Origin of the sequence: Azorhizobium doebereinerae UFLA1-100 (assembly GCF_000473085.1) — a bacterium.
GTDB classification, from domain to species: Bacteria; Pseudomonadota; Alphaproteobacteria; order Rhizobiales; family Xanthobacteraceae; genus Azorhizobium; species Azorhizobium doebereinerae.
The window spans coordinates 26349-39766 of the sequence record NZ_AXBA01000022.1; the positions used below are offsets into that span (position 1 = coordinate 26349).

General features: G+C 69.5%; 8 protein-coding genes. 6 read left to right on the top strand and 2 right to left on the bottom strand.

The genetic code is table 11. The features are described 5' to 3' along the window. Positions 1-130 precede the first annotated feature (130 nt). Both YU1_RS0116020 and YU1_RS29805 read right to left on the bottom strand, forming a co-directional pair. A complete protein-coding gene (locus tag YU1_RS0116020) occupies positions 131-2578 on the bottom strand; it encodes a penicillin-binding protein 1A (protein ID WP_029004935.1) in 2448 nt (815 codons plus the stop codon). A 244-nt stretch (positions 2579-2822) separates the two neighbouring features. Next, the gene (locus tag YU1_RS29805) at positions 2823-4301 is read right to left on the bottom strand and encodes an N-acetylmuramoyl-L-alanine amidase (RefSeq protein WP_245263352.1); all 1479 of its coding nucleotides are present in this window, start codon (positions 4299-4301) and stop codon (positions 2823-2825) included. 792 nt (positions 4302-5093) lie between these two features. Between YU1_RS29805 and YU1_RS0116030 the strand changes: the two genes are divergently transcribed. From YU1_RS0116030 to YU1_RS0116055, 6 genes are all read left to right on the top strand, one after another. Beyond that, the gene (locus YU1_RS0116030; RefSeq protein ID WP_029004936.1) at positions 5094-8249 is read left to right on the top strand and encodes an Rne/Rng family ribonuclease; all 3156 of its coding nucleotides are present in this window, start codon (positions 5094-5096) and stop codon (positions 8247-8249) included. 270 nt (positions 8250-8519) lie between these two features. Then, entirely contained in the window at positions 8520-8753 is a 234-nt protein-coding gene (gene rpsU / locus YU1_RS0116035) for a 30S ribosomal protein S21 (RefSeq protein ID WP_029004937.1), read from the top strand. 330 nt (positions 8754-9083) lie between these two features. Beyond that, on the top strand, positions 9084-10556 hold the full coding sequence (gene zwf, locus YU1_RS0116040; RefSeq protein WP_029004938.1) for a glucose-6-phosphate dehydrogenase: 1473 nt from the start codon (positions 9084-9086) through the stop codon (positions 10554-10556). A 56-nt stretch (positions 10557-10612) separates the two neighbouring features. Next, the gene (pgl, locus tag YU1_RS0116045; RefSeq protein ID WP_084539912.1) at positions 10613-11341 is read left to right on the top strand and encodes a 6-phosphogluconolactonase; all 729 of its coding nucleotides are present in this window, start codon (positions 10613-10615) and stop codon (positions 11339-11341) included. Between the two features lie 13 nt (positions 11342-11354). Then, positions 11355-13019 (top strand): glucose-6-phosphate isomerase, encoded by a 1665-nt coding sequence (gene pgi / locus YU1_RS0116050; protein ID WP_051356936.1) that lies wholly within the window; start codon positions 11355-11357, stop codon positions 13017-13019. A gap of 155 nt (positions 13020-13174) precedes the next feature. After that, on the top strand, positions 13175-13384 hold the full coding sequence (locus YU1_RS0116055; protein ID WP_029004941.1) for a hypothetical protein: 210 nt from the start codon (positions 13175-13177) through the stop codon (positions 13382-13384). Positions 13385-13418 lie beyond the last annotated feature (34 nt).

The following is a 13418-nucleotide window of genomic DNA, read 5'->3' on the forward strand; positions in this document are numbered from 1 at the left end:
AATTGGGCGGCGGAACGTAGCGGCGCGCGGCGGGCCTGTAAACGCCCGGCGCACGCGCCAACGCTCCGTCATGGCAAAGGCCCGCGCCGGAACGCGGGCCCCGCTCAGATGGGAACGAGGATCGATCGGCTCAGTAAAGCCCGCCGGTGCCCGAGCGCACCGCGCGGTCGGCCTCCGGCGTCACGCCGACGGAAGCGTCGGAACCGATGACCGAATAGCTGTCGGGCGGCGCCGTTCCGGGCTTGAAGCCTTCCAGGATGGAATTCTCCCCCGGTCCGGCGCGCAGGCCGGTCTTGGGATTGATGCGCACCAGCTTGATGCCCGGCGGCACGCGGAAGGGAATGGCCGGCTTGTCGGCCAGCGCGGTCTTCATGAAGTCACGCACGATGGGCGCGGTCAGCACGCCGCCGGTCGAGCCCTTGCCCATGGGCTTGGGCCGGTCGTAGCCGAGATACATGCCCACCACCACGTCCGGGGTGAAGGCGATGAACCAGGCGTCCTTCTCCTCGTTGGTGGTGCCGGACTTGCCGGCCACCGGGCGGCCGAGGTCCTTCAGCGCCGTGCCGGTGCCGCGCTGGATCACGCCCTCCATCATGGCGGTGATCTGGTAGGAGGTCATGGGGTCCAGCACCACCGGGCGCCGGTCGATCAGCGTCGGCTCGGGCTGGTTCTTCCAGCTGTCGGCGTCGCAGCCGCGGCATTCGCGCTCGTCGTGACGGAAGATGGTGTGGCCGTAGCGGTCCTGCACACGGTCGATGAGCGAAGGCGTCACCTTGCGCCCGCCGTTGGCGATCATGGAATAAGCGCCGACCATGCGCATCAGCGTGGTCTCGCCCGCGCCGAGCGACATGGAGAGCACCGGCAGCATGTCGTCATAGACGCCGAACTTCTTGGCGTAATCGGCGATCAGCGGCATGCCCACATCCTGGGCGAGGCGCACGGTCATCACGTTGCGCGACTGCTCCAGGCCGAAGCGCAGGGTCTGCGGGCCGTAGAACTTCTTGGCGTAGTTCTCCGGCGCCCACACTGGCATGCCGGGGCCCTGGTCGATCTCGATCGGCGCGTCCAGCACCACGGTGGAGGGCGTGTAACCGTTGTCCAGCGCGGCGGAATAGACGATCGGCTTGAACGAGGAGCCGGGCTGGCGCAGGGCCTGGGTGGCGCGGTTGAACTGGCTCTCGTCATAGGAGAAGCCGCCGGACAGCGCGAGCACGCGGCCGGTGCGCGGCTCCATCACCACCATGGCGCCCTCGATGTCGGGGATCTGGTGCAGCCGGTACTGGCCGTCCTTGCCGGCGATGGACTCCACATAGATGACGTCGCCGGGCTTCAGCACCTGCGACACCGAACTCACCGCGCGGCCGGCGTCCGGGCCCTTGGTCCAGCGGGCCCATTTCACGCCGTCGAGGGTGATGAGGCCAAGGTCGCGGGCGGAGGAGAAGCCGCCGGAACGGTCACGCTGCGGCTGCAGGCCGATGCGCGCGGTGTCCTTGCCGGAATCCAGCACCACCGCCAGCTTCCAGGGGATGTCGCCGAACGCCTTGACCTCGGCCAGCTTGACGCCCCAGTCCCCGGTCAGCTCGATGCGGTTGACCGGGCCGCGCCAGCCGCGCTGCTCGTCGAAGCGCACGAGGCCTTCGGTGAGGCTCTTCTTGGCGATGGACTGCAGGCGGGGATCGAGCGCCGTGCGCACCGAGAGGCCGCCCTCATAGAGCTTGGTCTCGCCATAGCGCTCGTAGATCTGCCGCCGCACTTCCTCGGCGTAATATTCCGCCGCGAAGATGTGCGCGCCGGTGGGGCGCGGGGTGACGTCGAGGCCGCTCTTCTTGGCCGTCTCCGCCTGGGCGGCGGTGATGAAGCCATTCTCCGCCATGCGGTCGATGACCCAATTGCGCCGCTCGATGGCCCGGTCGGTGTTGCGATAGGGATTGTAGGACGACGGCGCCTTGGGCAGAGCAGCGAGATAGGCCGCCTGCTGGATGTTCAGATCCTCGACCGACTTGTCGAAATAGGTCAGCGCGGCGGCGGCGATGCCGTAGGAGCCCGAGCCGAGGTAGATCTCGTTCAGATAGAGCTCAAGGATGCGGTCCTTGGTGTAGGCGCGCTCGATGCGCAGCGCCAGCAGGGCCTCCTTGATCTTGCGGTCGATCGACACCTCGTTGGTCAGCAGGAAGTTCTTCGCCACCTGCTGGGTGATCGTCGAGGCGCCCTGCGGCCGGCGGCTGGAACCCAGGTTCTGCATATAGAACATGCCGGCACGGAAGATGCCGGAGGGGTCGATGCCCCCATGCTCGTAGAAATTCTTGTCCTCGGCCGAGAGGAAGGCTTCCAGCACCATCTTGGGGACGGACTGGATCGGCATGTAGAGGCGGCGCTGGCGCGCGTACTCCGCCACCAGCGAGCCGTCGCCCGCATGGACGCGGGTCATCACCGGCGGCTCGTAATTCTGCAGCTGGGTGTAGTCCGGCAGGTCCTGGGAATATTTCCACACGAAATAGGTCGCGCCCGCGGCACCGACGAGGAGCACGACGGTGCCCAGCGCGAACAGGAAGCCGAAGAACCTCAACAGCAGCCGCATGTCGCCGGCTCCCTCCCCCCGACAGCCAACTCCCGACACCGGGACCGGCCCACTCCGATTGACACAAGGCGAGCCGAATGGCCCGCGCCCATGCCTTATGGCACGCGCCACCCTTAACGCGAATGCGTATCCCAAGGCTATGTTGGCGAACTGTGGCTGCTTCACGACCAAGAGCGGACATGCCGCTCACTTCCCCGCTGGGAAGCGGATGGGACAGCGGAAGGCCGACAGGCTCAGGCCGGGCTCACTTGCTCCCGCCGCCGGGGACGGCCCCCGGAACACCGCCGGCCACGCGGGTGGCGAAAAAGTCGTTGATGGCGGTCTGCATGGCGTCGGCGATCTTCTCGCGCCAGGCGTCGGAGGTCATCTGCTTGAGGTCCTGCGGGCTGGACATGTAGCCCAGCTCCACCAGGACGGAGGGCACGTCGTGCGCCTTCAGCACCCGGAAGCCCGCCGACTTGATCGGCGATTTGTGCATCCGCGCCGCGCTCTTCATGCTGCCCACCAGGGTGCGGGCGAACAGCGCCGAGAAGCTCTTGGTCTCGCGCTGGGCAAGATCATAGAGGATGTCGGCCACCTGGCTGTTCTCGTCGGCGAGATCGACGCCGGCGATGGCGTCCGACTTGTTCTCCTTCTCCGCCAGATGCGCCGCATCCGCGTCGCTCGCGGTGTCGGAGAGGGTATAGACGCTGGCCCCGCGTGCCTGCCCGTCGTTGGAGGCGAGGGCATCGGCGTGGATCGAGACGAACAGAGCCGCGCGATGGGTGCGCGCCATGCGCACCCGCTCGCCCAGCGCCACGAAGACGTCGCTGGATCGAGTCATGACCACCCGGAAGCGGCCGCCCTTCTCAAGCTTGTCCTTCAGGGCCAGCGCCACCTCGAGCACGATGTTCTTCTCGGCGAAGGCGCTCTGCCCCGTCGTGCCCGAATCGACACCGCCGTGGCCGGGATCCAGCACCACCACGGGCCGCTTGTCGTCGGGGCTCGCCGCCGGGGCGGGCGGCTCCGCCGGAGGCGGGGCGGCTTCCGCCACGCTCGCCTGGGTCCGGCTGAACGTGGCGGCGTCGGTCTTCACCAGGTCGACCACGAGCCGGGCCGGCTGGTCGTCCTGCGCCTCGATGAGGAACGCCTTGTCGATCAGCACCGGGTCGGAAGCGTCCAGCACCATGCGCGCCTTGCCGGGCGCGAACACGCCGAAGCGATAGGCGGAGATCAGGCCGCGGCGCATCTCGGTGCCGTCCGACTTCAGGGCGAAGCTAACGTCCGTGAGGTCGATGATCACGCGTGTGGGGTTGGCCAGGGTGAAGGCACGGAACTCGACCGCGCGGCTCAGGTCGATGATGAGGCGCGTGCGCTGGCCGTCTCCGGCGATGCGGGCATCCATCGCCGCGGCGGGCCCGCTGGCCAAGGCGGGAGGCGCCGCCACACGGGCCGCGACCTTCGCCGGCTCGGCCTTCGCGGCTTCGGTCTTCGCGGCCTCGATCTTGGCGCTGTCGATCCTGATCGGCTCGACCTTGGCCGGCTCGGGCTTGGCGGCAGGCTCCGCCGCCATGGCCACGCCACCCAGCGGCAGCATGAGCGCCAGCATGGCGGCGACCCGGCAGGCACGCCGGACCGGCGCAGGCACGGCGAGGGCGAACGGTACGGTGTTGCGGGACACAGCGTCCACCTCTCCCGCGCGGCGCCCGGCACCGCCGGAAATCACGGGGGAGAGAAAACGCATGTGCGTCGGCACTTCGACCTTCCAAGGTCCGCTGAAACAGTCTTACTCGATACCGGGGCGGGCGTTAACCAGTGGTTGATGCCCTGGCCCCGGTCGCGCGTGGGTGTGGTGCGGCCGCCACACACCCACCCTGCCCCGGCAAGCCGTCGCGAGGCTGTCCCCGGGGCCGGTTTCGGCCGTCGGCGGCGGGGCTGCCTAACAAGCTTGCTGCCTACGCCGCGTGCATCATCCTTGCCAAGACACGAGACGGGCGAGTAAGAAGGTGACGCACGGCTTGCGCTCCGGAATTCGCCTCTGGCCTTTCGGCAGCCGCAACCGCCCACGGTGCGGCCTTTCCCTCTGGAGCGGCAGTGCCTCAACCGTCGTGATCTTCCTGGTTCTCAGGGCTGGATCTTGCGACGAGCGCGCGGGAGCGCGCTTCGAGGTCCGTCAGGAGCGCGCTCCCGCGCTTTCCGGCGAACGGCCTCGGGGTCCGGGCGGTTCGGTTGCACGGGTGCCGAGGAATCCCCCGCCAAAAAGGGGATCAAGCAGCTGTGCGCCCAGGGTCGGACACGGGTCCGGTCCAATGTTTCGCTGAGGGACGAGTAGCCGAGGGCATGGACGTTCAATCGCACGACCGGCACGCAGAGCGTGCTCCCGTGTGGCCCGATGCCGAAGGTGTCGTGAAGACGCCTGCGCGCTGCCGATCCTCTGTCTTCTTTCGCCATCATGTCCGGTGTCTGAACGGTTCGCGGGCCTTGCCCCGACGCCCGTGGAGGAGCTTGCGCTCCGACGCCGCGAAGAGAGATTTCCATGGCCAACAAGATGCTTATCGATGCCACCCACCCGGAGGAGACCCGGGTGGTGGTCGTGCGCGGCAACCGGGTCGAAGAGTTCGACTATGAGTCCGCATCCCGCAAGCAGCTGCGGGGCAACATCTATCTCGCCAAGGTCACCCGCGTCGAACCCTCCCTGCAGGCGGCCTTCATCGAATATGGCGGCAACCGCCACGGCTTCCTCGCCTTCAGCGAGATCCATCCCGATTATTACCAGATCCCCGTCGCCGACCGTCAGGCCCTGATCGAGGAAGAAGAGCGCGCCGCCCGCGCCGCCGAGGACGAGGAGGAGCGCCGCGAGCGCCGCCGCGAGCGCTCGCGCTCCAAGCGCACGGTCGCCGACGACACCGTCTCCGAGGCGGTGGACGAGGATGCCGACGACAGCGACGTCGAGGAGGTCGAGGACGACGAGGTCATCGATACCATCGAGGACGGCGCCATCATCAGCTCCGGCGATGAGGACGACGACGAGGACGAGGATACCGACGAGGACGACGAGGACAGCGCCGGGCCGGAGCCGCTCGATCCCGAGACCCTGCCGCCGCAGACCGACGTCGCCCATATCGCCGCCGCCGAAGACCATGTGACCCTGCCCGCCCCGACTGCGGATGAGGCGGGCGCTGACGCGGCCTCCCCGGTCGCCGCCGAGGCGCAGCCCGCCCCGGCCGAGCAGCCCCAGGACGATGCCACCGTCGAGGCCGCCCAGGCCGCCGTTGCGGAAACCGACGACGCGCCGGTCCTCGCCGGCACCGAAGCCGCGGCGGACGCCGCCGAGGGCGAAACCGCCCAGATCGAAGGCGAAGCCACCGAAGGTGAGGCCGCCGAAGGTGAGCCGGTCCGCGCCCGCGAGGGCCGCGAGGATCGCCGGCGCTCGCGCCGCTCCCGCCATCGCGGCCGCAAGCCGGCCGACGACGAGGCCGAGCACGACGATGCGGACGAAGAGGACGAAGGCGTCGAGCAGATGGGCTCGGACGACGCCCTGGAGGAGGTGCCCGAGCGCTCGCACCAGCGCCGCGCCCGCACCTACAAGATCCAGGAAGTCATCCGCCGCCGCCAGGTGATGCTGGTGCAGGTGGTCAAGGAGGAGCGCGGCAACAAGGGCGCAGCCCTCACCACCTACCTCTCGCTCGCCGGCCGCTATTCGGTGCTGATGCCCAACACCGCGCGCGGCGGCGGCATCTCCCGCAAGATCACCAATGCCGTGGACCGCAAGCGCCTGAAGGACGTGGTGCAGGACCTGGAGGTGCCGGAAGGGATGGGCATCATCCTGCGCACCGCCGGCGCCAACCGCACCAAGGTCGAAATCAAGCGCGACTTCGAATATCTCCTGCGCCTGTGGGAGACGGTCCGCGAGCTGACCCTCACCTCCAGCGCCCCGAGCCTCGTCTATGAGGAAGGCTCGCTGATCAAGCGCGCCATCCGCGACCTCTACAGCAAGGAAATCGACGAGATCCACGTGGCCGGCGAGGACGGCTTCCGCGAGGCGCGCGACTTCATGCGCATGCTCATGCCGAGCCATGCCAAGAACGTCATGCCCTATCGCGAGCCGCAGCCGATCTTCGCCAAGTACGGCGTGGAACATCAGCTCGACGCGATGTTCTCCCCCGTCGTCCAGCTCAAGAGCGGCGGCTACATCGTCATCAACCCCACCGAGGCCCTGGTCTCCATCGACGTGAACTCCGGCCGCGCCACGCGCGAGCACCACATCGAGGACACCGCGCTTAAGACGAACATGGAAGCCTCCGAGGAGATCGCCCGGCAGCTTCGCCTGCGCGATCTCGCGGGCCTGATCGTCATCGACTTCATCGACATGGAGGAGAAGCGCAACAACCGCTCGGTGGAGCGCAAGCTCAAGGATTGCCTGAAGAACGACCGCGCCCGCATCCAGGTGGGCCGCATCTCGCACTTCGGCCTCATGGAGATGTCCCGCCAGCGCATCCGCACCGGCGTGCTGGAAAGCTCCATCGAGGTGTGCCCCACCTGCGGCGGCACCGGCCACGTGCGCTCGGCGGCCTCAGTGTCGCTCCAGCTCTTGCGCGCGCTCGAAGAACAGCTGCTGCGCTCGGCGACTCACAACCTCATCGCCCGCACCCGCGCCGAGGTGGCGCTCTATGTGCTCAACCACAAGCGCGCGCACCTGCGCGAACTGGAGGATCGCTTCGGCGTGACCCTGGTGGTGCAGGCGGACGACACCGTGACCGGGCACCAGCCCTTCCTGATCGACAAGGGCGAACTGGCGGTGCCGCCGCCCGCCGCCCCGCGCCTGACCAACGTCATCCAGCCCGATTCCATCCTCCCCGACGAGGAGTATGAGGACGAGGAGGAGGAGGGCCTGGAGGACGCCGCCGACGCGGACGCCGAGGCCGAAACCGAGGCCACGCCGGCCGAGCGGAGCGAGGACCCCTCGCGCAAGCGCCGCCGCCGCCGCCGCCGTCGTGGCGAGCGCGAGGGCGACAGCCGCGAGGCCCGCACCGATGACGAGCGCCCCGACGAGGCATCCGAGGGCGAGGACGAAGGCAACGCCGAGGCCGAGGCCGAGGACCAGGACGACGAGAGCCGCGCCGAAGGCGAGGAGCGCGGTGACGGCGAGGCCGGTGACCGCCGCCGCCGCCGCCGCGGCCGCCGTGGCGGGCGTCGCAACCGCCGCGATGGCGAGGATGCGTCGTCCACCACCGACGAAGACGGCAACGCCTTGGCCGAGGGGGAAGGTGAGGGCGAGGAGCGTGAACCCGCTCCCCGCGCGCTCGGCTTCCCGGGCCAGGAGACCTTCGCCGAGATCGAGGCCGTGTCCGAGGATGCCCCGGTCATCCCGTCCGCGCCCCTGCCCGAGCCTGTGGCGGCCCCGGCCGTGATCGCGGCGCCCGAGGCGCCGGTCGAGCCGGCCCCGGCTCCGCGCCGCCGCTCCACGGTGCGCGAGAAGGCGCCTGTCCGCGCCGCCGAGTCGGCGGTGGAATCGGCGGCGTCCGCTCCGGCGGAAACGCCTGAAGCCCCCGTTGCGGAAGCCACGCCCGAACCGGCTCCGGAGCCCGAGGCCGCCGCCCCGCTGGACACCCCGGCTGCCGAGCCGGCGCCCTCCGCCCCGCCGGCCAAGCCGCGCTCGGGCTGGTGGCAGCGCAAGCTGTTCGGCGAATAGGACAAAACGGTTCGGAACGGCGCCCCAGGGCGCCGTTCTTCTGTTCGGGCCCTCGCCCCTCGGCGCGCGCCAGAACGCACGGCATGGTGAATAGGTTGCCGCCTCGCCTGCCGGGAAAGCCCCGGTGAAGTGTGGACAAGAAGCCCCCCACCTGATATGGAAGCGCTCCTTCGGACCATCCGGTGTGGCGCGACAGTGCCGATCGACCTTGGGTTCCGATCCCGATTTTTATGACGCTCGCTCGGCGCAACAGCTCGAAGAGGCAAACACGTGCAAGTTCTCGTCCGCGATAACAATGTCGATCAGGCCCTCAAGGCGCTCAAGAAGAAGATGCAGCGCGAGGGGATCTTCCGCGAGATGAAGCTGCGTGGCCATTACGAGAAGCCGTCCGAGAAGCGCGCCCGCGAGGAGGCGGAGGCCGTCCGCCGCGCGCGCAAGCTGGCCCGCAAGCGCGCCCAGCGCGAAGGCCTGCTGCCCTCCAAGCCCCGCACCGGCGGCCGCTGAGAGCATTCCGCCGGTTCGCCGGCGATCCATCGAGTTGAGCCGAACATCCGCGTGGCCTGCGCCGCGCGGATGTTTTGCGTTCCGGAGTGCGGAAGAATCAGAGGACCCGGCGGGAGGCGCGCGCGTCGCGCCGGGGCAGCGCCGGCCCGGACGCAGCGGCCTCTGCCGAGCGCCCCGAGAATGTCCCCGTTCTGCAGCCTCCGCCCCCTTCCCCGCGCGGCCCTCTTAACGCTGCCCCCGGATGGTCGCACCATCGACGCGAAGGATTTGCTAGAAGACACTCAGCGTTGACTGATGGTTCGGCCCGGGGCCGGGTTCTGGAGAGATGATATGGTTGCACGCGTCATCACCGTGGATCCGTTCGACATCGTGGTGTTCGGTGCCACCGGCGATCTCGCGAAGCGCAAGCTCCTGCCGGCGCTCTATGAGCGCGACCTGGCCGGGCAAATCCCGCCCGAGGCCCGCATCATCGGCGTGTCCCGCCGGCCCATGAGCCGGGCCGAATTCCAGGAGCTGGCCCGCGACGCGGTGGAAGACAGCGACGGCATCGCCGCCGTCGAGACTCAGAGGCTCGCCCGCTTCCTCGACCGGGTGGACTATGTGGCGGTGGACGCGGTGTCCGACGAAGGCTGGAGCGACCTCGCCGCTCGCCTCGCCGAGGGCGCCAACCGCATCCGTGTCTTCTATCTGGCCGTCGGCCCGGACCTGTTCGACGATATCTGCAGCCGCATCGGCACCCACAGGCTGGTGACGCCCAACAGCCGCGTGGTGGTGGAAAAGCCGGTGGGCAAGAATCTGGAATCCGCCCGCGCCGTGAACGAGGCGGTGGGCAAGGTCTTCCCCGAGGAGGCGGTGTTCCGCATCGACCATTACCTCGGCAAGGAGACGGTGCAGAATCTGATGGCGCTGCGCTTCGCCAATGCCCTGTTCGAGCCGATCTGGAACAACGCCCATATCGACCATGTGCAGATCACGGTCGCCGAGAGCCTCGGCGTCGCCGGGCGCGCGGGCTATTACGACACCGCCGGCGCGCTGCGCGACATGGTGCAGAACCACATCCTGCAACTGCTCTGCCTCGTCGCCATGGAGCCCCCCGTCTCCATGGACGCGGACGCGGTGCGCGACGAGAAGCTGAAGGTCCTGAAAGCCCTTGTGCCCATCGACGAGAAGACGGCGCCCAACCTTACCGTGCGCGGCCAGTATCGCGCCGGCGCCTCCGCCGGCGGGGCGGTGCCCGGCTATCTGGACGAGCTCGGCTCGCCGGAGAGCGACACCGAGACCTTCGTCGCGCTGCGCGCCGAGATCGCCAACTGGCGATGGGCCGGCGTGCCCTTCTATCTGCGCAGCGGCAAGCGCCTCGCCAGCCGCGTGTCGGAGATCGTGGTCGCCTTCCGGCCCATTCCGCACTCCGTCTTCGACGGCCAGGCCGGACCGATCATGGCCAACCGCCTGGTCATCCGCCTGCAGCCGGACGAGGGCGTGAAGCTGTGGCTGATGATCAAGGACCCCGGTCCGGGCGGCATGCGCCTTCAGCACGTGCCGCTCGACATGAGCTTCGCCGAGGCGTTCGGGGTGCGCAATCCGGACGCCTACGAGCGCCTGCTCATGGACGTGGTGCGCGGCAACCAGACCCTGTTCATGCGCCGCGACGAGGTGGAGGCGGCCTGGAAGTGGATCGACCCGATCCTCGATGCCTGGAAGGCATCGCACGAGGCGCCCAAGCCCTATACCGCGGGCACCTGGGGGCCTTCGGCCTCCATCGCGCTGATCGAGCGCGACGGCCGCACCTGGATGGACGACTGACCTTCCCGCCCGTGCGCCGCGCCGAACCGGCACGGTGCCGACCACGGAGCCCAGCCATGCCCGAGACGCCGGACGACGACGGCCGCCTGCCGGTCGCGCTCACCTCCTATCCCGACAGGGAGGCGCTCGCCCGCGCGCTGGCGGCCCATGTGGCCGACGCCGTGCGACGGCGCATCGCCACGGACGGGCGGGCGGGCCTCGCCGTCTCCGGCGGGCGCACGCCCACGCGTTTCTTCGAGATGCTGTCCGGCGCGCCGCTCGACTGGGCCAAGGTGACGGTGACGCTGGTGGACGAGCGCTGGGTGCCGGAGACGTCCGAGCGCTCCAACGCCGCCCTGGTGCGCATGCACCTGCTGCGCGGCCCGGCTGCGGCCGCCCGCTTCGTGCCGCTCTATACCGGCGCGCCCTCCCCCGAGGACGGGTTGGAGGCGGCCCATGCGGCGGTGTCCGCCGTGCCCCGTCCGTTCGCGGCCGCGGTGCTGGGCATGGGCGACGATGCCCACACCGCTTCCTTCTTTCCCGGCGCACCGACCCTGCCGGCGGCCATCGACCCGCGCACCGATGCCGACCTGATCGCGGTGCGGGCAGAGGCGGCGGGCGAACCGCGCATCACCTTCACCCTCGGCCCGCTGGTCGGCGCGGACGCGCTGTTCCTGCATATCGAGGGCGCCGGCAAGCGCGCCGTGCTGGAGGTCGCGCGGGAACCCGGCGACCCGGCCGAGCGTCCTATCCGCGCCATCCTACTGCATAGCCCACGCCCGCTCGACGTGCTGTGGTGCCCCTGACGGAGATCTTCCCATGACCGATACCCCGAAGGACCCGGCGCGCGCGGCAGATGTGGCGGCGGCGTGGGACCGGCTCGCCGCCATCCGGGCAGAGACGCGCGAGCGCCCGCTCGCCGGCCTGTTCGCCGACGAGGGCCGTTTCAACCGCTTTTCCGCCAGCCTCGGCGATCTGCTGCTGGACTTCTCCAAGACCTCGCTGACCGAGGAGGCGCTGGCCGGCGCCCTGGCGCTGATGCGCGCCGCCGGCGTGGAGGCGCGGCGCGATGCCATGTTCGCCGGCGCGCACATCAACATCACCGAGGACCGCGCGGTGCTGCACACGGCCTTGCGCGACACCGGCAGCGCGCCGGTGATGGTGGACGGTGCCGACGCCAAGCCGGAGATCCGCGATACGCTTGCGCGGTTGGCGGCCTTCGCCGAGGGGGTGCGCTCCGGCGCCATCTGCGGCGCGCGCGGCCAAGCCTTCACCGATGTGGTGAACATCGGCATCGGCGGCTCGGACCTCGGCCCGGTGATGGCGACCCTGGCGCTCGCCCCCTATCACGACGGCCCGCGCCTGCACTTCGTCTCCAACGTGGACGGGGCGCACATCCATGACGTGCTGAAGCCGCTCAACCCGGCGACCACGCTGTTCATCATCGCCTCGAAAACCTTCACCACCATCGAGACCATGACCAACGCCCGCACCGCGCGGACCTGGCTGGCGAAGGCGCAGGGCGAGGCGGCGGTGGGCGCGCATTTCGCCGCCGTCTCCACGGCGCTGGACAAGGTCGCGGCCTTCGGCATCGACACCCGGCGCGCCTTCGGCTTCTGGGACTGGGTGGGCGGACGCTATTCGGTGTGGTCGGCGGTGGGCCTGCCGCTGATGATCGCCATCGGCCCGGCCCTGTTCGCCGATTTCCTGGCCGGCGGCGCGGCCATCGACGAGCATTTCCGCAACGCCCCGCTGGAGCAGAACCTGCCGGCGCTGCTGGCGGCTGTGGGCCTGTGGCATCGCAACGTCTGCGGCTACCCCACCCGCGCGGTCATTCCCTACGACCAGCGCCTCGCCCGCCTGCCGGCCTATCTCCAGCAGCTCGACATGGAGAGCAACGGCAAGGGCGTGACGCTCGACGGCGCACCCGTGGCACGGCCGACCGGGCCGGTGGTGTGGGGCGAGCCCGGCACCAATTCGCAGCACGCCTTTTTCCAGCTGCTGCACCAGGGCACGGACGTGATCCCGGTGGAATTCCTCGTCGCCGCCCAGGGCCACGAGCCGGATCTCCGGCACCACCAGGATCTGCTGATCGCCAACTGCCTCGCGCAGTCGGAGGCGCTGCTGCGGGGCCGGACGCTGGCGGAAGCCGAAGCCCAGCTCCGCGCCAAGGGCATGGGTGAAGATGCCGTACAGCGTATTGCACCGCACCGCGTTTTCCCGGGGAACCGCCCCTCCGTGACCATTGCCTACACCTTGCTCGACCCCTTCACGCTGGGTCGCATCGTCGCGCTCTATGAGCACCGGGTGTTCATAGAGGCCGCCACATGGAACATAAACGCCTTCGATCAATGGGGCGTGGAGCTCGGGAAGGAATTGGCGACCGATTTCCTGCCGGCGGTGACGGGGGGTGCAGTGCCGAAGGGCACGACGGATTCTACCGCCGGAACGCTTTCGCACTTGCGAAGCCTCGCGCCTTCCTGAACGTCAGTGATATGCAGAAACACAGAGGGCGCTCTGCGTTATTTTGTATACCACGGCAGCTCAGGTTGGGTCAGTATGCCTTCGGAGATCAACGGGGCGCCACGGTGGCGCCCGGATGACAGAGGCGCGGGAAGGCCCCGTGCCCGGAGGCAGACATGACCGCGAACGAAACCACCCTCTCGCGTCTCCTCGGCACCCTCGGCGCGATGCTGCGGGCGGCCGTTCCTGTGCAGAGCCCCGCGCTCGCCGGTGCGCCGGCCGTGGCCCTCACCGAGACTCAGGGCACCCGCGCCAGCTTCGGCGGCCGCAAGGACGACGAAGACGAGCGTGAGCCGGCCTGGGCGTCCTTCCCCCGCGCGCTCTGATCGCCGTCGCAGATCCAGCCGCGGGGCATTCGCC

Coding starts and splice junctions, on each gene's coding strand:
- YU1_RS0116055 (WP_029004941.1), top strand. CDS start 13,175: ATGACCGCGAACGAAACCACCCTCTCGCGTCTCCTCGGCACCCTCGGC.
- zwf (WP_029004938.1), top strand. CDS start 9,084: ATGGTTGCACGCGTCATCACCGTGGATCCGTTCGACATCGTGGTGTTC.
- YU1_RS0116020 (WP_029004935.1), bottom strand. CDS start 2,578: ATGCGGCTGCTGTTGAGGTTCTTCGGCTTCCTGTTCGCGCTGGGCACC.
- pgl (WP_084539912.1), top strand. CDS start 10,613: ATGCCCGAGACGCCGGACGACGACGGCCGCCTGCCGGTCGCGCTCACC.
- pgi (WP_051356936.1), top strand. CDS start 11,355: ATGACCGATACCCCGAAGGACCCGGCGCGCGCGGCAGATGTGGCGGCG.
- YU1_RS29805 (WP_245263352.1), bottom strand. CDS start 4,301: ATGCGTTTTCTCTCCCCCGTGATTTCCGGCGGTGCCGGGCGCCGCGCG.
- YU1_RS0116030 (WP_029004936.1), top strand. CDS start 5,094: ATGGCCAACAAGATGCTTATCGATGCCACCCACCCGGAGGAGACCCGG.